Here is a 19,245-nt window from a genome sequence, read left to right as displayed (position 1 = left end):
TAAATGAATTTAAATGAATAAATTTGACGTTGTGTGAGTTCCATACTTTTACGATGGAATTATTTGCGTGTCTCGTCACAATTAATCATATTTAATCTTGTTGTGATTACTTCTGAAAATTAGAGTGAGGGCACAACATTCTGGGTGTGCGGAATACTCAGCTACCTCTTCTTCAGGAGATCGTGATGGAGATCCTCTACAGCATCTTTACCGTGTTTTTTAACCAGGTCATGACCAATGCCCCATTACTGCTGGGTATTGTGACCTGTCTGGGTTACATCCTGCTGCGCAAAAGTGTCAGCGTTATTATCAAAGGTACGATAAAAACCATTATCGGTTTCATGTTGTTACAGGCGGGATCTGGGATCCTGACCAGCACCTTCAAACCGGTGGTGGCAAAAATGTCGGAAGTTTACGGCATCAACGGCGCTATCTCAGATACTTACGCATCAATGATGGCAACCATCGAGCGTATGGGCGACGCCTATAGCTGGGTAGGTTATGCAGTGCTGTTGGCACTGGCGCTGAATATCTGTTACGTGCTGTTGCGTCGTATTACTGGTATTCGCACCATTATGCTGACGGGCCATATCATGTTCCAGCAAGCGGGGCTTATCGCCGTCACGCTGTTTATTTTTGGCTACTCCATGTGGACAACCATTATCTGCACCGCAGTTTTGGTTTCACTCTACTGGGGGATTACCTCCAACATGATGTACAAGCCGACTCAGGAAGTGACGGATGGCTGCGGTTTCTCCATTGGTCACCAGCAGCAATTTGCTTCGTGGATCGCTTATAAAATTGCGCCTTACCTGGGAAAAAAAGAGGAAAGCGTTGAAGATCTCAAACTGCCGGGCTGGCTGAATATTTTCCATGACAATATCGTCTCCACGGCGATTGTGATGACCATTTTCTTTGGCGCCATCCTGCTCTCGTTCGGTATTGATACCGTTCAGGCGATGGCAGGCAAAGTGCACTGGACTATCTATATCCTGCAAACGGGTTTCTCCTTTGCGGTCGCGATCTTCATCATTACTCAGGGCGTACGCATGTTTGTGGCGGAACTCTCTGAAGCGTTCAACGGTATTTCCCAGCGTCTTATCCCCGGCGCGGTTCTGGCGATTGACTGTGCGGCAATTTATAGCTTCGCGCCGAACGCCGTAGTCTGGGGCTTTATGTGGGGCACTATCGGGCAGCTAATTGCGGTCGGTATCCTGGTTGCTTGCGGCTCTTCCATTCTGATTATTCCTGGCTTTATCCCGATGTTCTTCTCCAACGCCACCATTGGTGTATTCGCTAACCATTTCGGCGGCTGGCGGGCGGCGATCAAGATTTGTCTGGTGATGGGGATGATCGAAATCTTTGGCTGTGTCTGGGCGGTGAAACTCACTGGTATGAGTGCCTGGATGGGCATGGCGGACTGGTCAATTCTGGCTCCGCCGATGATGCAGGGCTTCTTCTCCGTCGGTATTGCCTTTATGGCCGTCATCATCGTTATTGCCCTAGCGTATATGTTCTTCGCTGGTCGCGCGCTGCGTGCAGAAGAAGAGGCAGAAAAACAACTGGCAGAGCATTCTGCTTAACAAGGAGTTTTGATTATGACCGTACGTATTCTGGCTGTGTGTGGCAACGGACAAGGCAGTTCCATGATCATGAAAATGAAAGTGGACCAGTTTTTAACCCAATCAAACATTGACCACACGGTAAATAGCTGCGCGGTTGGCGAGTACAAAAGCGAGTTGAGCGGTGCGGATATCATCATCGCTTCTACCCATATCGCAGGAGAAATCACCGTGACCGGCAACAAATATGTGGTGGGGGTGCGCAACATGCTCTCGCCTGCTGACTTTGGTCCAAAACTGCTGGAAGTGATCAAAGAGCATTTCCCGCAGGACGTGAAGTAAGGACGCGCCATGAAATTACGTGATTCGCTGGCTGAAAATAAATCCATCCGTCTGCAGGCCGAAGCTGAAACCTGGCAGGAGGCGGTAAAAATCGGCGTTGACCTGCTGGTGGCGGCAAATGTGGTAGAGCCACGTTATTACCAGGCGATTCTGGATGGCGTTGAACAGTTCGGCCCTTATTTCGTTATCGCTCCGGGGCTGGCGATGCCGCACGGACGGCCAGAAGAGGGAGTCAAAAAAACTGGATTTGCTCTCGTCACGCTGAAAAAACCGCTGACGTTCAACCACGATGATAACGACCCCGTGGACATCCTCATCACCATGGCGGCGGTCGATGCCAACACGCATCAGGAAGTGGGCATCATGCAGATCGTCAATCTGTTTGAAGATGAAGAGAATTTTGACCGTTTACGCGCCTGCCGCACCGAGCAGGAAGTGCTTGATTTAATTGACCGCACCAACGCGGCTGCTTAAGAAGGAATTGAACATGTCATTACCAATGCTGCAAGTCGCGCTGGACAACCAAACGATGTCTCACGCGTATGAAACCACACGTCTGATCGCCGAAGAAGTCGATATTATCGAAGTGGGAACCATCCTTTGTATGGGGGAAGGCGTGCGTGCGGTTCGCGATCTGAAAGCGCTCTATCCGCACAAAATCGTACTGGCTGATGCCAAAATCGCTGATGCGGGAAAAATTCTTTCTCGCATGTGTTTTGAAGCCAATGCGGATTGGGTCACTGTGATTTGTTGCGCGGATATCAACACCGCGAAAGGTGCACTGGAAGTCGCCCATGAATTTAAAGGCGATGTACAGATTGAGCTGACAGGGTTCTGGACATGGGAACAGGCGCAGGCGTGGCGCGAAGCGGGCATTCAGCAGGTGGTTTATCATCGCAGCCGCGATGCGCAGGCGGCAGGTGTGGGTTGGGGCGAGGCGGATATTACGGCTATTAAGCGTCTTTCTGATATGGGTTTCAAAGTCACCATTACTGGTGGTCTGGCGCTGGAAGATCTGCCGCTGTTCAAAGGGATTCCGATTCACGTCTTTATTGCGGGTCGCAGCATCCGTGATGCGGCATCTCCGGTCGAAGCCGCACGTCAGTTCAAACGCTCCATCGCTGAATTGTGGGGCTAAGGAGCGGATATGTTGTCTAAACAAATCCCGCTTGGCATATACGAAAAAGCGCTCCCCGCCGGGGAGTGCTGGCTGGAACGGCTGCAACTGGCAAAAACGTTAGGCTTCGATTTTGTTGAGATGTCGGTAGATGAAACTGATGAGCGCCTTTCGCGCCTCGACTGGAGCCGCGAGCAGCGTCTGGCGCTGGTAAGCGCCATTGTCGAAACTGGCGTGCGCGTGCCGTCTATGTGCCTTTCCGCCCATCGCCGTTTCCCGCTGGGCAGCGAAGATGACGCGGTGCGGGCACAGGGGCTGGAGATTATGCGTAAAGCCATTCAGTTCGCCCAGGACGTCGGCATTCGCGTGATCCAGCTGGCGGGCTATGACGTTTACTACCAGGAAGCCAATAACGAAACGCGCCGTCGTTTTCGTGACGGTCTGAAAGAGAGCGTTGAGATGGCAAGTCGTGCGCAGGTGACGCTGGCGATGGAGATCATGGATTATCCGTTGATGAATTCCATCAGCAAGGCGCTGGGCTACGCGCACTATCTTAACAACCCGTGGTTCCAGCTCTACCCGGATATCGGCAACTTATCGGCGTGGGACAACGACGTGCAGATGGAGTTGCAGGCTGGAATCGGGCATATCGTCGCGGTGCATGTGAAAGACACCAAACCTGGCGTCTTTAAAAACGTGCCGTTTGGCGAAGGCGTGGTGGATTTCGAACGTTGTTTTGAAACGCTCAAACAGAGTGGCTATTGCGGGCCGTACCTGATTGAGATGTGGAGCGAAACGGCGGAAGACCCGGCGGCAGAAGTGGCGAAAGCGCGCGATTGGGTGAAAGCGCGCATGGCCAAAGCAGGCATGGTGGAGGCGGTATAATGCAAAAGCTGAAACAGCAGGTGTTTGAGGCCAACATGGATCTGCCGCGTTACGGGCTGGTGACCTTTACCTGGGGCAACGTCAGCGCCATTGACCGCGAACGCGGGCTGGTGGTGATCAAGCCCAGCGGTGTCGCCTACGAAACCATGAAAGCGGACGATATGGTGGTGGTCGATATGAGCGGTAAGGTGGTGGAAGGGGAGTATCGTCCGTCTTCCGACACTGCGACGCATCTCGAACTCTACCGTCGTTATCCGTCGCTTGGTGGTATTGTCCATACCCACTCCACTCATGCCACCGCATGGGCGCAGGCGGGGCTGGCGATCCCGGCGTTAGGCACCACGCACGCCGATTACTTCTTTGGCGACATCCCGTGCACGCGCGGATTAAGCGAAGAAGAGGTGCAGGGTGAGTACGAACTGAATACCGGCAAAGTGATTATCGAAACGCTGGGTGGCGCCGAGCCGCTGCATACGCCGGGAATTGTGGTGTATCAGCACGGGCCGTTCGCCTGGGGGAAAGATGCCCACGAAGCGGTGCATAATGCGGTGGTGATGGAAGAAGTGGCGAAAATGGCGTGGATTGCGCGCGGCATTAACCCGCAGCTTAGTCCCATCAATAGCTATTTGATGAATAAACACTTCATGCGTAAGCACGGACCCAACGCTTATTACGGGCAAAAGTAAAACACGCGCTGCGGAAATTTCCTTTTTCGGGAGATAACTGGTCTGATTCCGCAGCCGTTTTTCAAAAAAAGCCCCCGGTGAAGGGGGCAATGCAAACTATGGCAATGTTTCGTTGGTTATACCTGGTGCTAGCGATAAATATCCGCGCTGGCGTGCATGTTGCCGTTGCTCCCCGGTTCCCGCATCAGAATCACGTGGTAGTACGTTGCGCCTCGCGCATCAGTCTCTTCGTTCAGTGCCTGACGCGCTTCGCTTTCAGTGGCGAAGTTATGATTGATATAAATCACGCCTAAGCTCTGTACATCATCTATATTTCTGGCCTGGTGGTTATTAATTTCAATGGCTGCTGATGCATTCGCACTTAGCAAAAGCACAGCCAGAAGGGCTAAAACACGGCTGAACATAGATACCTCCTCGACGGCTGTCTCTGTGTGCTCTCCTCTTTAGCGATCTTCTGATTTAATTTTAACCACTGATGACAGAGGTGATGGTGACCATTTCTGATGCAGTTGTTCAAAAAAACACCTTAATGAGATGTGATGAACTTCAAATCAGCGAGTTAGTCCTGTTTAGTGAAAGATCAGATTTATTTGTCGGCTGGCCTTGAGTTTGGCGGGGTATGTCAGTACTATAACGCGTCATTTTTCAGCCGACCTTTAACACGTTCCTTGCCTCCCCGGGATTCGGCTGACCCAGACAGGAGGCTGAATAATCCGTAAGGAGCAATTCGATGCGTCATTACGAAATCGTTTTTATGGTCCATCCTGACCAGAGCGAACAGGTTCCGGGCATGATCGAGCGCTACACTGCTGCCATCACTGGTGCAGAAGGCAAGATCCACCGTCTGGAAGACTGGGGCCGCCGTCAGCTGGCTTACCCGATCAACAAACTGCACAAAGCACACTACGTTCTGATGAACGTTGAAGCGCCGCAGGAAGTGATCGATGAGCTGGAAACTACCTTCCGCTTCAACGATGCCGTTATCCGCAGCATGGTTATGCGTACCAAGCACGCTGTTACCGAAGCATCTCCGATGGTTAAAGCGAAAGACGAGCGCCGCGAGCGTCGCGATGATTTCGCAAACGAAACCGCAGATGATGCTGAAGCTGGGGATTCTGAAGAGTAATTTCTGATGACCAACCGTCTGGCGTTGTCCGGCACCGTGTGCAGGATGCCCCTTCGAAAGGTCAGTCCATCAGGAATTCCTCACTGCCAGTTCGTGCTTGAGCATCGTTCTGTGCAGGAGGAAGCCGGTTTTCACCGGCAGGCGTGGTGCCAAATGCCCGTTATTGTTAGCGGACACGAAAACCAGGCCATTACTCACAGTATAACGGTCGGCAGTCGCATAACCGTTCAGGGGTTCATTTCATGCCACAAGGCAAAGAACGGTCTGAGCAAAATGGTTTTGCATGCCGAGCAGATTGAATTGATAGATTCTGGAGACTAGCCATATGGCACGTTATTTCCGTCGTCGCAAGTTCTGCCGTTTCACCGCGGAAGGCGTTCAAGAGATCGACTATAAAGATATCGCTACGCTGAAAAACTACATCACCGAAAGCGGTAAGATTGTCCCAAGCCGTATCACCGGTACCCGTGCAAAATACCAGCGTCAGCTGGCTCGCGCTATCAAACGCGCTCGCTACCTGTCCCTGCTGCCGTACACTGATCGCCATCAGTAATCGGTCACGGTCCATTAATACGACTTTGAGAGGATAAGGTAATGCAAGTTATTCTGCTTGATAAAGTAGCAAACCTGGGTAGCCTGGGTGATCAGGTAAACGTTAAAGCGGGCTATGCTCGTAACTTCCTGGTACCGCAGGGTAAAGCTGTTCCAGCTACCAAGAAAAACATTGAATTCTTCGAAGCACGTCGCGCTGAACTGGAAGCTAAACTGGCTGAAGTTCTGGCAGCAGCTAATGCTCGCGCTGAGAAAATCAATGCACTGGAAACTGTTACTATCGCGTCTAAAGCTGGCGACGAAGGTAAACTGTTCGGTTCCATCGGTACTCGCGACATCGCTGACGCTGTAACTGCAGCTGGCGTTGAAGTGGCTAAGAGCGAAGTTCGTCTGCCGAACGGCGTTCTGCGTACCACTGGCGAACACGAAGTGAGCTTCCAGGTTCACAGCGAAGTATTCGCGAAAGTGATCGTAAACGTAGTCGCTGAATAATTCGTTATTCAACGAGACGTAAAAACGCCGACCTTGTGTCGGCGTTTTGCTTTATAGAGAAAGCGTTACAACTGGCAGTATAACACCCTGATATCTATCAATTAGCTTGTTGCTAACTGTACGTGCGGTTCTTCATCTTTAACTTTGATAAGCGTCCACAGTGCAATGGCACCAATAATGTCAAAGAAAGCCAGCGCAATAAAGAACGGTGCGAAGCCGATAATGTGAACGAATGCCCCGATGAACAGGTTGAAAATCAACTGACCGCTCCATGCACAGGCTCCAGCCATACCCACAGCGGTAGCCACTTCGTCTTTTTTGAACAGATCGCTGCCCAGAGTTGCTGCAACAGTAGAAAGACATTGATGCGAGAACGCGCCAATACTAATCAATAACACAGCAATGTAGGGATTTTCTACAATACTCACCAGACCAATAGTCATCATAATAACGGCTGCGATAGTGAAGGTTATTCTTCGTGAGTTAATTAAACTCACGCCGCGATCGTGGAAGAACTTCGCGACAAAACCACTGGCTAAACAGCCGAGATCGCCCAGCAGGAAAGGTAGCCAGACGAACATGGCAATTTCTTTCAGGCTAAAATGCAGCGTTTCGACGAAGAAAATTGGCACCCAGAAGTTAATGGTTCCCCATGCCGGGTCAGCGAGAAAACGCGCGATGCCAATCCCCCAGAAATTACGTTGGCTGAGGATATGCTTGATTGAGGTTTTTTCTTTCTTATCTGTTTTAAGATGCTGTTCTTGTCCTGATTCAATATACTGGCGCTCTTCATCAGAAAGGCGTTTGGCATCTTTCGGATCTTTATAACAAAAGAACCAAAATAAAGCCGCGAGCAAAGCAAGGCTACCTGAGACAATAAACGCAAATTGCCAGCTATGAAACATAATGCACCAGGCAATTAGCGGTGGAGCAAGCATCGCGCCGAGTGAGGTGCCCATATTGAAAACACCTGTCGCCACGCCACGCTCTTTTGCCGGGAACCATGTAGATGCTGTTTTAACACCCGCTGGAATTGCTGACGCTTCGCTGAAACCCATCAGGGCACGCATAAATGCCAGACCTGACCATGTTCCGGTCAGTGCATGGCCCATTGTCGCCAGGCACCAAATTGCGGCACATATCGCAAAACTTAACTTCAGACCCACGGTATCAATAAAGAAGCCCATTACCGGTTGCCCTAATGTATAGGCCAACTGGAATGCACTGACAATCCATGAATATTGCTCTTTAGTTATTCCGGTTGTCTCCATAATCGTTGGAGCCGCAATACCTAACGCCGTTCTGTCCAGATAATTGATTACAGTGATAAAGCATACGAGGGCAATCATATGCCACCGGTAATTCTTTATTTTATTCATGTTTAACCCTTTTAATTATATTAATAAACCCTGGTTGTTGGTAATTCCGTGTAATAGGTAATAAAAATCAAGTGCAGAGGAAATATTGAAAATTATTGTGTGTAAATTTCTCCCTTTAAAAAGTCTGGCCAGTTTTTTTCAAAGTAAATACCATTAATACGCGGTTGTTCACGTAAAGATTTCACTTCGGTAATAAAAAAACCTTGCGAATATTGAATCGTTAATTTGTGATTTTTGTCTTCAGCGAGTTCAGAGCGAAAACGCCATTCTTCTATTGCGCCGCGACGAGTTTGTGGTAGACATTCACCTTGTGGATCAATAACCATCCGCGCCCCGCGACTACCGCCACCAGCGTCAATATAATGCGTTAATTGTGTTAATACGGCAGCCGAAGTAAGAGACATATGCCGCCACATAAACAGTTCGGCAATTTCCCCCACATGGCGGATCGATAAACCATTTTGTTGGACGAATTCACTTAGTAGCAGAGAGTCGCGGTTGGCGTGACGAACTTTATCGGCATGACAAATAAATCCAGCGTAATCAGACATTCGTGCCTGGATTTTTTCTTTCACTGCCGCCAGTGCCATTCCGTTCTCGTTTGCCAGCGCCTGAGTAATGATCTCTCTGACAGTAGACAACGGCGAGGCTGCCAGTTGTGCAATGTCCCCATTAACAGACCGCTTTTGTGTGCAACCAATAAAACGCGCCAGACGAACAGCAAAAACCTGTCCGGCATTCAGTGCTGCGCCACCAGGTCGGGTAACGCCGTGAGTTCCGGCCACTTCTCCCACCGCAAAACAACCGGGCAGGGAGGTTTGCCCCCAGATATCCACCTCAATGCCGCCATTCATGTGCTGATTGTTCATCGCGAATTGCAATGGCTGTGCGGTGAGATCGTAACCGTGCATCTTATACAGCGAGATAGACAGCGGATTCATTCGTTGCAGGCGTTCGATGGGTGATGGTGCCAGAGCGTTGTTATTTTCCAGATACGCGCGAACGTCGTCGTCCAGTCGCTCTAATGAGAACGGCAAATCACCTGGCACTGTTTCAGGATTGCGATTGAAATCCATAAAAACCTGGCGACCGCGTTGTTGTTCCTGCGCTACCGCCATATCCAGCAAGCTTGAACCAAAATCCATCACTCGTGTGGCGTGGAACGGCCACTGATAGCCTTTACGGAAGATGTTTGAAGCCAGTTCCTGGGTGGTGCGATAGTCATCCGCGAGGAAGTTATACTCGTTGCCCTCGGCATCTACGGAATAGATATATGGGATCACCTGTACATAGGTGCCGGACAAATTCCACGGAAACGTGCTGCGCGGCGTGCCAATACCAAACTGGCTTTCGGTCAGATTGGTTAGCGTCAAACCTTCCTCCAGTGCCAGTCCCAGCGAGCCGAAACATTTATGTGGATAAACACTGTCACGATAAAGTTCGCCTGGTCCGCCCGTTGCCAGTACCACATTGGGCGCAGTCACAATTGCCAGCCCCCACGGGTTATGGGGGCGGGAACCGGTTGCGAGAATAGCTCCTGCCACGCGATCTTCGCCATTCTCTCCGCACTGATGCAGGAGCTTAATCACCGTTGCACTGGTCAGTAGTGGAATGGCGAGGCGCTGTACTTCTTCCAACAGCACTTTCACCATCAGACGAGATGTGCGCGGCCCACAGGAGGTTGCACGCCCGGCTTCGTCATGGTCGGTTTGATAACGAAGAATCGCGCCATAGCGATCTTCCGGCAATTCCAGACCAAGATATTGCAACCCGCCAAGAGTGTGCAGAGAACCGACCGCCTCGACATAAGCGGTGTCGTGATCCATCGCCCCACCGCTCGCCAGTGCCTTTGCCAGTTTGGTGAAGTTGTCACCGTTGCCCGCGGTAGCGGCGGTAAACAGTGTTTGTTTATCGGAGCCAGAACATGCCGATGTCCCCATATATAACCCGGCGGTGGCGATCAGCACATTTTGCTGACGACGCTTTAGTTCGACAGCCGCTCGTAGCCCGGCAGCGCCGCTACCAACCACCAGGGTATCAACTTGCCAGAGTGGATAATCTACACCGTCCACCGCAACAACCACGGTTGGCTCTGCCTGCGCAAAACCCTTTGGGAAAGTGACATGCGTCAGCGAATCGAGGATGGCGTCATCAAGCTGGCTCATGCATCCTCCATTGGCGTAAACAGGCTGCTTTCCATCAGACGTGGTTGCCTGATAATCGGACGGAAGGCCATGAACGGTAAAATGTCGCGGTCAATGTCCACGCCAGGGGCGATCTCAATTAATTCAACGCCTTCTGTCGTTAACCGGAATACTGCACGTTCGGTGATGTACAGCACTTCCTGGCCGCTTTTCTGTGCGTAGGCGGCGCTAAAGGTGATTTTTTCCACCTGGGTAACCAGTTTAGGGATTTGACCTGACTGGGCGATATGCAAGCCATCAGGTGTTACATCAATCTTGCTGCCTTTGGCGTCAAACGTACCGCAGAACACCACTTTACGGGCGTTTTGCGCAATTTCGAGAAATCCACCAGGGCCGATCAGATTGCCATTGAGATGTGAGACGTTGACATTACCGTGCTGATCCATCTCGCCCATGCCGAGGAAAGTAATGTCGATGCCGCCACCGCTGTAAAACTCGAATTGATCGAGTGATGGAATAATGGCATCGGCGTTACGGGCACAACCAAACAGGGCATCATCCAGCATCATACCGTTATGTACGCCCTGTTCTACGCTCAGCCATAAACTTTGATAAGGCACGCCTTCGCGCAGCGCAACCCCAGGAATACCGCCTGGAATACCGAAACCAAAGTTGGTTGAAGCGCCAGCCACCAGTTCGCGTGCTGCCCGGCGAGCAATCAGGCGACGCACCGGATGACTGACGAGTTCGATAGCGTCGTTAGAGCTCAGACGGCGATGCTGACCGCTGATGGTCAGGTCGTAACCGCCAAGATAGGTTTGCGGTTGTTCGCGGTGTTCAACGATACCATCGACCAGAATCCCCGGTAGCTTGACCTTGCGAGGTTCAATGGCGCCAGCTTCCAGCACATCGCGGACCTGTACGAATACTTTGCCGCCGCTGTTGTGTGCTGCCAGCGCCATCGAATAGCTATCCATATCAATAGCTTCTTCTTCGAGGCTGACGTTGCCACGCGGATCGGCATAAGTGCCGCGTAAAATGGCGTAGTCCACTTTGAATGGGCGATAGCGGAGTTTGGTTTCACCATCAATTTCAATCAGTTCTACCAGATCGTCGATGGTGCATTCATTCGACTTTCCGCCGCCATTGCGCGGATCTACAAACGATCCCAGCCCAACGTGGGTAAACAGCCCTGGACGTCCGGCGCCGATTTCCCGCAGCAATGCCTGAATTACGCCGCCCGGGAAGCAGTAGGCTTCAATGGCATTGTTTTTCACCAGTTCCTGCATTTTGGGTGACCAGGTAAAGTGCCCGGCAATGATGCGTTTGAGCATATCTGCATGAGCGAAGCGGTTCGTACCCTTGCTGTCGCGATCGCCAATACCCAAAGAATGGATCAGCGTCAGGTCACGCGGGTGTCCGGTTTGTAGAAAACGAGCTTCAATAGCTGCCAGAATATGGTCAGCTTCCACCATGCCGCCGCCGTTACCGCTAATGGCAATGGTTGCGCCGTCCTGAATTTGCGCCGCCAGTGCCTCGGCGGTTGATATCTTACGCATACAATTTCCTTATTGATTATGGAAGCTTACGCTGCTTTTTTCGGCAAATGCGCGCGTCGCCTGCTGGCAATCCTGAGTAGCGGACATTAACCCTGCCAGTAACTGGTGGGAGTAATCGGCGTGTTTATTTTCCAGGGCCAGAATCAGTTGCTTGATGTGTGCCAGCGCCACCGGACCACATTTTTCCAGCTGGGCGAACTGGTTCGCCATCCAGCTTTCCACCTGTTCTTTTTCCACCACTTCATCAATTAAATTCGCTGCCTGAGCTTCCTGCGCCGTCAGGCGTTTACCCAGCATCAGCATATGGCGACCAACCACCGGGCCAACCTGATTAAGCACGCGCTCAATGCCCATCCAGCCTGGCACCATGCCGAGGATCACTTCAGGATTAGAGAATTTCGCGTGGGGGCGAGCGATACGAATATCGCAGCACAAAGCAAGTTCAATACCGCCACCGATGGTGTGTCCGTTGAGATTCGCAACCGTTAATTGGGGCAAATTGCGCAGGCGATTAAAAACGTCATTACCGCGTTTAATCCATTTTCTACCCATATCTAATGGCGAATAGGCTGACCACGATTTGATATCGCCGCCCGCACAAAAGAATTTATCGCCGGTTGCAGTTAATTCGACTAATCGTAATGTGGTGTCGTTTTCAATTTCATTTAAATAATGGTCGAGAGATTCGATCATTTCTTCATTAATAGCATGACATTTATCTTCACGGTTCAATGTCAGGCGGCAGGAAGCCGCCGCTCTGCTGAACAGAACGGGTTGGTCACTCATGATCATTCCTTAACAATAATGCGCGATGCGATCGACGCTAATATCCAGCGTGCGGTTAATATCTTGCTGCCACCAGTACGGTGAGAATATTTCCAGTTCAATAGCGCCATTAAATCCGGCGTTTTCGACTAACCGACGAATCGACGGAATATTAATAACGCCATCCCCCGGCATTCCCCGGTCATTGACCAGATCGGTGGTCGGCACCAGCCAGTCGGAAACATGAAACGCGAGAATACGTTTTCTGGCGCGCAGGAGCTGACTGGCGAGATCCGGGTCCCACCATACGTGGTAGACATCTACCGCCACGCCGAGAGCAAATTCACCATCGGGATCGAGTTCATCACACCAGTCCAGCGCCTGATGTAGCGTGCACAGACAAGAACGATCGGCAGCAGTCATCGGGTGCAGCGGTTCCAGCGCAATTGGCACGCCAACCTCTTTCGAATGTGGCAGCAACTGGCGAATCCCTTGTTTCACCTGTTCCCGTGCTTCATACAGATCTTTAGTGCCCGTTGGCAGACCGCCAACCACCTGCATGTAACAGGCAGCGTTCAGTACAGCGGCGTCGTCCAGCGCCCGGCGGTTATCGTCAACCGCCTGCTTGCGCTCTGCCAGCGTCGGCGCAGTGTAGTAGGTGCTGCGGCACAACCCGGAAACGTCCATATTGCTGGCGCTAAGCTGGCGAGCGATCTGTTGGATATTTTCGCCCTGCAACTCTCTGCGCCAGGGGGCGATCGCGCCTATACCGCGTGCGGCGCAGGCATCAATGATGGCGGGCAACGGCGTTTTATAGCCCAGTGTCGCAGTATTGATGCTGAATAAATCCGGGCGTTGCAAAAGATCTCTCATGATTCAGCCTCAGAAGCGTGGCATACTTAAGCCGCCGTCGATGGCGACCGCCTGACCACAGGTGTAAATCAGTTTGCCTTCTGCCATCGCACGCACGGTGGAGGCAATATCAGCCGGATAGCCCCAACGCCCCCACGGCACCAGACCTTTGGCAATCAATTCGTCGTAATAGGCGGTTGCCGGAATCGTCATATCGGTTTTGATTAAACCAGGACGGATTTCATAAACGCCAATCTGTTCTTCACAAAGGCGAGCGGCAAACAGGCGGGCGGCAGCTGAGACGGCGGTTTTGGCTATGGTGTATTCGCCGCGATTCATCGCCAGCATGATGGCGTTAATGGAGCTGACAAAAATAATCGAACGGTGCGGCAGTTCCGATTCTGGTTTGGGTTGTGCCAACAGGCGCTTGCTGAAAGCCTGGGCGAGAAAGAATGGTGCGCGAGTGTTGATGGCAATGTTTTGGTCGAAACTGTCTGGTTCTAGGTCGAGAATATCGCCGCGTTTTTTCACGGAAATTCCGGCGTTGTTGAGTAAACAGTCCAGACGCCCCCACTGATTTTGCGCCGCGTTGAGCATCTCTTCATGCAGGGAAAGATCGCCAACATCGGCAGGAAAGCAAATAACTTCCACGCCTTCTGCCATACATTCCTGTTGTGTGGCATGCAGTTTTTCAACGCTGTCGGCATCAGGACGATCGTTAATCAACAGGTTAAATCCGCTACGGGCAAGCTCCAGTGCACAACCCTTTCCAATGCCGCGTGCGGCTCCAGTGATGACAGCAACAGGACGAGTGGATTTCATTCATTAATCCTCTTTTTTGAATATTGTTTCCTTAAGTGATGGTTAGCTTGCGACTAGTTAATAAAAAGATCAACCATCTGGTTGGTTGGACTGCGATGGTGATCACAGGGCATTTGATAACTCGATGAAAGACAATGTTTTTGCCTTTTTGCTGTCGCTGAAATCAAATACGGTTATGATAGTCATCATGAAGAAAGCGTGGGGAAACGTTATGTATCTTGATACCAGCAACGTACAAAGCCTGAAGGAAAAGCTGTTGTTATGTGCGGTTAATGAATTTGCCGAGTATGGTTATGAAGGGGCAAGAGTCGATAATATCGTAAAGGCTGCGGAGTGCAGTAAACAAACGGTTTATCATCATTTTGGTAATAAAGAAAATTTATTTATCGAAGTGCTGGAATATACCTGGAATGATATTCGACAAAAAGAAAAATCCCTTGATGTCTCAGGACTCCCGCCACAAAAAGCCATTGAGAAAATCATCGATTTCACCTGGGATTATTATATTGACAATCCCTGGTTTTTAAAAATTGTACATAGTGAAAACCAAAGTAAAGGTGTGCATTATGCAAAATCTCAGCGCCTTCAGGATATTAATCACGCGCACTTACAGTTAATGGAATCCTTATTAGCTGAAGGAAAGAAACGTAATATTTTTAAATCAGATATTGACCCATTACAGGTGAATATTAATATTGCCGCGCTTGGGGGGTATTATTTGATCAACCAACATACGCTTGGACAGGTTTATCACATCAGTATGGTTTCAGCGCAGGCACTGGAAGCCAGACGTAAGGTCATCAAAGAAACGATCCTTAGCTGGCTTCTGGTTGACCCTTCATCTACCGCGCACGAATAAAACTGCCATCCGGCTGGCGGGTAAACAGGACCTGTTGATTATTCCCCGTATCAATGGTTAAGCCCGTCACCACGCCGCTGGCGTTCTGGCGGATTTTCACCATCTGCCCATTTTGCAAATTACTTAGCGGCTTGCCCGCGCCTTCTACCTGCGCCATGGCATACACATCGGTAGGAGGTAGCCCGTGATCGCGGAACAATTGGGCGAGTGTTTTGCCAGGTTCCACACGATAAGAGCGCCATTGATTGTCAATGCCGCTGTCTGACTGGAATGGTTGCGTCTGTGTGGTTTGCGGCTGCTCTTCCGGTTGACCTTCCTGTATTGGTTCAGGGGCGACCGGAGCCACTTGATCTGGATCGTTCTGTGGGGTGACCAGTTGTGCCCGTAGCTGCTCTTCCGTCGGCGGTTGTGATTGCGACTGAATATCCAGTTGTGCTTCACGCGTCACCACCGGCGCATTGGGCGTATCATCAGATGGGAGCAGAAAACCGACCGCTAAAACAATGGCGGCAATAATGATCCCCCGGCGATGCATCGGTGGCAGCGGGTCCATGAAGCGAAAGTTGTCCGGCGCGTGCCAGACTTTCTCCAGGGTTGGTTTTAGTTCAAAGCGCCCGGGCATGGTTTCCTCCTGCTCCGCGTCTTGTTCCTCAATCATAGCCTATGAATAAGCTAACGCTATGATGTCCGTGGTAAACCCGCCTTTATTATATTCATACGGGATATTGCTATTGTTTCTTTTTCCCCGTGATTTGTCATCATTCCCGCGACAAAGTTTTACCCGAAGAAGTGTGGCTGATATGCTGCCCGCTACTTTATACCCTAAGAAAGGAAATACGATGACCACCCCAACTTTTGACACTATCGAAGCGCAGGCAAGTTACGGCATTGGTTTGCAGGTAGGGCAACAACTGAGTGAGTCTGGTCTGGAAGGGCTGCTGCCAGAAGCGCTGGTTGCAGGCATTACCGATGCGCTGGAAGGTAAACATCCGGCTGTTCCGGTTGATGTAGTGCACCGCGCGCTGCGTGAAATCCACGAACGAGCTGATGCCGTTCGTCGCCAGCGTTTCCAGGCGATGGCTGCCGAAGGTGTGAAATATCTTGAAGAAAACGCCAAAAAAGAAGGTGTTAACAGCACTGAATCTGGCCTGCAATTCCGCGTGATTAACCAGGGCGAAGGTGCCATTCCGGCACGTACCGACCGCGTTCGTGTTCATTACACTGGTAAACTTATCGACGGTACTGTATTTGACAGCTCCGTTGCTCGCGGCGAGCCGGCTGAATTCCCGGTGAATGGCGTGATTCCCGGCTGGATTGAAGCATTGACCCTGATGCCAGTTGGTTCGAAATGGGAACTGACTATCCCGCAGGAACTGGCTTATGGCGAGCGTGGCGCTGGTGCGTCCATTCCTCCATTCAGCACCCTGGTGTTTGAAGTCGAACTGCTGGAAATTCTCTAAGCAGCGCATTCTGTTCCCCTCACCGCAGAGGGGAACAAGTATTCAGTAATAACCCCTTCCATTTGCCAGATAGCGCTATTTTATGTTGCAAACACCACGTAAGGGTGTATTTTTGTGAGTTGTTTCGCATTATCATCGTGATATGACACCCACTTTAAACATAAAATTAACATTAGATCTAAATCTTAGTATTCATCCCGCTTATTCTTACCTAATATCGATGAGTCCCGATACAGAATCGTCGTATCATAAACCGACAAAAGGCCGTAGAGCCTGAACAACACAGACAGGTACAGGAAGAAAAAACATGGTAGATCAGGTAAAAGTCGTTGCCGATGATCAGGCACCGGCTGAACAGTCGCTACGGCGCAATCTTACAAACCGACATATTCAGCTTATAGCCATTGGCGGCGCCATTGGTACGGGACTGTTTATGGGCTCTGGTAAAACTATCAGTCTTGCCGGGCCGTCGATCATTTTCGTTTATATGATCATCGGTTTTATGCTTTTTTTCGTGATGCGGGCAATGGGGGAATTGCTGCTTTCAAATCTGGAATACAAGTCTTTTAGTGATTTCGCATCCGATCTACTGGGCCCCTGGGCTGGCTATTTCACTGGCTGGACCTACTGGTTCTGCTGGGTGGTTACTGGAATGGCGGACGTCGTCGCCATCACCGCCTATGCCCAATTCTGGTTCCCTGAGCTCTCAGACTGGGTTGCCTCGCTGGCGGTGATTGTGCTGTTGCTGACGCTGAACCTTGCCACCGTGAAAATGTTCGGTGAGATGGAGTTCTGGTTTGCGATGATCAAAATCGTCGCCATCGTGTCGCTGATTGTCGTCGGCCTGATTATGGTAATGATGCACTTCCAGTCACCGACCGGCGTGGAGGCGTCGTTTGCGCATTTGTGGAATGACGGCGGCTGGTTCCCGAAAGGCTTAAGCGGCTTCTTTGCCGGATTCCAGATAGCGGTTTTCGCTTTTGTGGGGATTGAGCTGGTCGGTACAACGGCTGCGGAAACCAAAGATCCAGAGAAATCACTGCCGCGCGCGATCAACTCCATTCCTGTTCGCATCATCATGTTCTACGTCTTCGCGCTGATTGTGATTATGTCCGTGACGCCGTGGAGTTCTGTCGTCCCGGAGAAAAGTCCGTTTGTTGAACTGTTTGTGCTGGTGGTGCTGCCTGCAGCGGCAAGCGTGATTAACTTTGTGGTTCTGACCTCTGCGGCTTCTTCTGCGAACAGTGGCGTTTTCTCTACCAGCCGTATGTTGTTTGGTCTGGCGCAGGAAGGCGTTGCGCCGAAAGCGTTCGCAAAACTCTCTAAACGTGCAGTACCCGCGAAAGGGCTGACCTTCTCTTGTATCTGTCTGCTCGGCGGTGTGGTGATGTTGTATGTGAATCCAAGCGTGATTGGCGCGTTCACGATGATCACGACCGTTTCGGCGATTCTGTTTATGTTCGTCTGGACGATCATCCTCTGCTCATACCTGGTGTATCGCAAACAACGTCAGCACCTGCATGAGAAATCTATCTACAAGATGCCGCTCGGCAAGTTGATGTGCTGGGTATGCATGGCGTTCTTTGTGTTTGTTCTGGTGTTGCTGACGCTGGAAGATGATACCCGCCAGGCGCTGCTGGTGACCCCGCTGTGGTTTATCGCGCTGGGGCTGGGCTGGTTGTTTATTGGTAAAAAGCGCATGGCGAAGTAATGTTGCTAAGACACCTGCGGGTGTCTTTCCGGCTGCAAAATTGCCTGATGCGCTACGCTTATCAGGCCTACAGAACCTCTGCAATATATTGAGTTTGCGTGCTTTTGTAGGCCTGATAAGGCGTTTACGCCGCATCCGGCATGAACAAAGCACACTTTGTCAGCAATCTCTTTTATCTTTATACATTCCTAAAAATATTTCCCGTTATCGACAACCCTCAGGCGCGGGCTTACCGTGAATATTTGCTACTTGTTGCAGAGTTCACTATGGTTACGCGCAGTTGGTTATTAATCGCCGCATTACCGCTCTCCATTTCACCTTCCTGGGGCGCAGATTTTTATTACCGCCAACAGGAGAAAGGCACGGTTTATGTTGCCGAACAGAAGGGTGAAAAAGATGAGATCCTCTCCGAACTACCGGACGTTAACTTTTCCCGTCTCTGGCGCATTGCCAATTTAGCCAATAAACAAGATTGTCGCTTACTGTCCGATTTTAATCCCGATAAGTTCGATTGTGATGGTGAGGGAGATTGCCAGCATACCTGGTTAACTGATGGACGCTCTGTCCTGTGGGCTGGCAAAGTCCTGAAAAATCCGTCCGGTAAACCTAATGTTGATGCCGCCAGTTTTCAGGCATTCGGCGCTTTCGCTGCTGATAAACGCAGTATCTATTTTGACGGTCAGCGTACCGATGATAATAGCGGTGATAAGCAGGTGGATATGTCATCGCTGGCAGAGACCGAAATCTGGAATTTACTGCGTGATAAAAATAGCCTTTGGCATAAAGGTCGCTGGCTGGGTCATGCTGATGGATTTCAAATATTACGGCATGATTCAGCCCTGCAATTTGTTGTGCTGACTGATTCGCAGGTAATTGTTAACGGCACGTCGCTACCTGCTGATAGTAAAACTTTTCAGATTATCCGTTGGGTG

Annotated in this window: 21 protein-coding genes and 1 pseudogene; 14 read left to right on the top strand and 8 right to left on the bottom strand. The window is 50.7% G+C overall.

What is annotated here, in order from left to right; translation table 11 throughout:
• Positions 1 to 185: 185 nt before the first annotated feature.
• The 6 genes from ulaA to ulaF are packed head-to-tail and all read left to right on the top strand — an operon-like array spanning position 186 to position 4,592.
• The gene (gene ulaA / locus EA14781_RS07860; RefSeq protein ID WP_000404893.1) at positions 186 to 1,583 is read left to right on the top strand and encodes a PTS ascorbate transporter subunit IIC; all 1,398 of its coding nucleotides are present in this window, start codon (positions 186 to 188) and stop codon (positions 1,581 to 1,583) included.
• 15 nt (positions 1,584 to 1,598) lie between these two features.
• Complete coding sequence (gene ulaB, locus EA14781_RS07855; RefSeq protein WP_000218362.1) at positions 1,599 to 1,904, top strand: PTS ascorbate transporter subunit IIB; 306 nt, start codon at positions 1,599 to 1,601, stop codon at positions 1,902 to 1,904.
• Positions 1,905 to 1,913: 9 nt separating this feature from the next.
• Positions 1,914 to 2,378 (top strand): PTS ascorbate transporter subunit IIA, encoded by a 465-nt coding sequence (gene ulaC / locus EA14781_RS07850; protein ID WP_000776518.1) that lies wholly within the window; start codon positions 1,914 to 1,916, stop codon positions 2,376 to 2,378.
• Between the two features lie 13 nt (positions 2,379 to 2,391).
• Positions 2,392 to 3,042, top strand: a complete 651-nt coding sequence (ulaD, locus tag EA14781_RS07845) for a 3-keto-L-gulonate-6-phosphate decarboxylase UlaD (protein ID WP_000056772.1) — start codon at positions 2,392 to 2,394, stop codon at positions 3,040 to 3,042.
• A gap of 9 nt (positions 3,043 to 3,051) precedes the next feature.
• Entirely contained in the window at positions 3,052 to 3,906 is an 855-nt protein-coding gene (ulaE, locus tag EA14781_RS07840) for an L-ribulose-5-phosphate 3-epimerase UlaE (protein WP_000949518.1), read from the top strand.
• Positions 3,906 to 4,592, top strand: coding sequence for an L-ribulose-5-phosphate 4-epimerase UlaF (gene ulaF / locus EA14781_RS07835; RefSeq protein ID WP_001170807.1), 687 nt, complete (start codon positions 3,906 to 3,908; stop codon positions 4,590 to 4,592). Before ulaE ends, ulaF begins: the two co-directional genes overlap by 1 nt.
• Before the next feature lie 128 nt (positions 4,593 to 4,720).
• Here the strand turns inward: ulaF and yjfY are convergent, their stop codons facing one another.
• A complete protein-coding gene (gene yjfY / locus EA14781_RS07830; RefSeq protein ID WP_000492910.1) occupies positions 4,721 to 4,996 on the bottom strand; it encodes a DUF1471 family protein YjfY in 276 nt (91 codons plus the stop codon).
• A gap of 326 nt (positions 4,997 to 5,322) precedes the next feature.
• Between yjfY and rpsF the strand changes: the two genes are divergently transcribed.
• Genes rpsF through rplI form a run of 4 tightly spaced genes read left to right on the top strand, consistent with a single transcriptional unit; the run spans position 5,323 to position 6,762 of the window.
• Complete coding sequence (gene rpsF, locus EA14781_RS07820; RefSeq protein WP_001216676.1) at positions 5,323 to 5,718, top strand: 30S ribosomal protein S6; 396 nt, start codon at positions 5,323 to 5,325, stop codon at positions 5,716 to 5,718.
• A 6-nt stretch (positions 5,719 to 5,724) separates the two neighbouring features.
• Positions 5,725 to 6,039 (top strand): primosomal replication protein N, encoded by a 315-nt coding sequence (gene priB / locus EA14781_RS07815; protein ID WP_012134407.1) that lies wholly within the window; start codon positions 5,725 to 5,727, stop codon positions 6,037 to 6,039.
• A gap of 4 nt (positions 6,040 to 6,043) precedes the next feature.
• Positions 6,044 to 6,271, top strand: a complete 228-nt coding sequence (gene rpsR, locus EA14781_RS07810) for a 30S ribosomal protein S18 (protein WP_000135199.1) — start codon at positions 6,044 to 6,046, stop codon at positions 6,269 to 6,271.
• Positions 6,272 to 6,312: 41 nt separating this feature from the next.
• Positions 6,313 to 6,762, top strand: a complete 450-nt coding sequence (rplI, locus tag EA14781_RS07805; protein WP_001196062.1) for a 50S ribosomal protein L9 — start codon at positions 6,313 to 6,315, stop codon at positions 6,760 to 6,762.
• A gap of 101 nt (positions 6,763 to 6,863) precedes the next feature.
• Here the strand turns inward: rplI and EA14781_RS07800 are convergent, their stop codons facing one another.
• The 6 genes from EA14781_RS07800 to EA14781_RS07775 form a co-directional block, all read right to left on the bottom strand.
• Complete coding sequence (locus EA14781_RS07800) at positions 6,864 to 8,141, bottom strand: MFS transporter (protein WP_001033610.1); 1,278 nt, start codon at positions 8,139 to 8,141, stop codon at positions 6,864 to 6,866.
• A 92-nt stretch (positions 8,142 to 8,233) separates the two neighbouring features.
• On the bottom strand, positions 8,234 to 10,306 hold the full coding sequence (locus EA14781_RS07795; RefSeq protein WP_000080316.1) for an FAD-dependent oxidoreductase: 2,073 nt from the start codon (positions 10,304 to 10,306) through the stop codon (positions 8,234 to 8,236).
• Positions 10,303 to 11,844 (bottom strand): acyl CoA:acetate/3-ketoacid CoA transferase, encoded by a 1,542-nt coding sequence (locus EA14781_RS07790; RefSeq protein ID WP_001226885.1) that lies wholly within the window; start codon positions 11,842 to 11,844, stop codon positions 10,303 to 10,305. The genes EA14781_RS07795 and EA14781_RS07790 overlap by 4 nt, the downstream gene beginning before the upstream one ends.
• Positions 11,845 to 11,853: 9 nt before the next feature.
• Positions 11,854 to 12,630 (bottom strand): enoyl-CoA hydratase/isomerase family protein, encoded by a 777-nt coding sequence (locus EA14781_RS07785; RefSeq protein ID WP_001283551.1) that lies wholly within the window; start codon positions 12,628 to 12,630, stop codon positions 11,854 to 11,856.
• A 9-nt stretch (positions 12,631 to 12,639) separates the two neighbouring features.
• Positions 12,640 to 13,482 (bottom strand): sugar phosphate isomerase/epimerase family protein, encoded by an 843-nt coding sequence (locus EA14781_RS07780; protein WP_001205252.1) that lies wholly within the window; start codon positions 13,480 to 13,482, stop codon positions 12,640 to 12,642.
• 9 nt (positions 13,483 to 13,491) lie between these two features.
• A complete protein-coding gene (locus tag EA14781_RS07775; RefSeq protein ID WP_000843405.1) occupies positions 13,492 to 14,283 on the bottom strand; it encodes a 3-ketoacyl-ACP reductase in 792 nt (263 codons plus the stop codon).
• A 211-nt stretch (positions 14,284 to 14,494) separates the two neighbouring features.
• Between EA14781_RS07775 and EA14781_RS07770 the strand changes: the two genes are divergently transcribed.
• Complete coding sequence (locus tag EA14781_RS07770; RefSeq protein WP_024164654.1) at positions 14,495 to 15,142, top strand: TetR/AcrR family transcriptional regulator; 648 nt, start codon at positions 14,495 to 14,497, stop codon at positions 15,140 to 15,142.
• On the opposite strand, the gene ytfB is transcribed toward EA14781_RS07770, so the two are convergent.
• Positions 15,126 to 15,764 (bottom strand): cell division protein YtfB, encoded by a 639-nt coding sequence (gene ytfB / locus EA14781_RS07765; RefSeq protein ID WP_001119461.1) that lies wholly within the window; start codon positions 15,762 to 15,764, stop codon positions 15,126 to 15,128. The two genes, EA14781_RS07770 and ytfB, sit on opposite strands and share 17 nt — an antisense overlap.
• A 217-nt stretch (positions 15,765 to 15,981) precedes the next feature.
• Between ytfB and bamJ the strand changes: the two genes are divergently transcribed.
• From bamJ to EA14781_RS07750, 3 genes and pseudogenes are all read left to right on the top strand, one after another.
• The gene (bamJ, locus tag EA14781_RS07760) at positions 15,982 to 16,602 is read left to right on the top strand and encodes a BamJ family beta-barrel-assembly machinery protein (protein ID WP_000211232.1); all 621 of its coding nucleotides are present in this window, start codon (positions 15,982 to 15,984) and stop codon (positions 16,600 to 16,602) included.
• Positions 16,603 to 16,909: 307 nt separating this feature from the next.
• Entirely contained in the window at positions 16,910 to 18,313 is a 1,404-nt protein-coding gene (cycA, locus tag EA14781_RS07755; protein ID WP_000228354.1) for a D-serine/D-alanine/glycine transporter, read from the top strand.
• A 266-nt stretch (positions 18,314 to 18,579) separates the two neighbouring features.
• Positions 18,580 to 19,245, top strand: a pseudogene (locus tag EA14781_RS07750) (hypothetical protein); the annotation flags it as partial.

The organism is Escherichia albertii NBRC 107761 = DSM 17582, from assembly GCF_000759775.1.
Taxonomy (GTDB): domain Bacteria; phylum Pseudomonadota; class Gammaproteobacteria; order Enterobacterales; family Enterobacteriaceae; genus Escherichia; species Escherichia albertii.
This window is presented reverse-complemented; position numbering and strand designations above follow the sequence as displayed.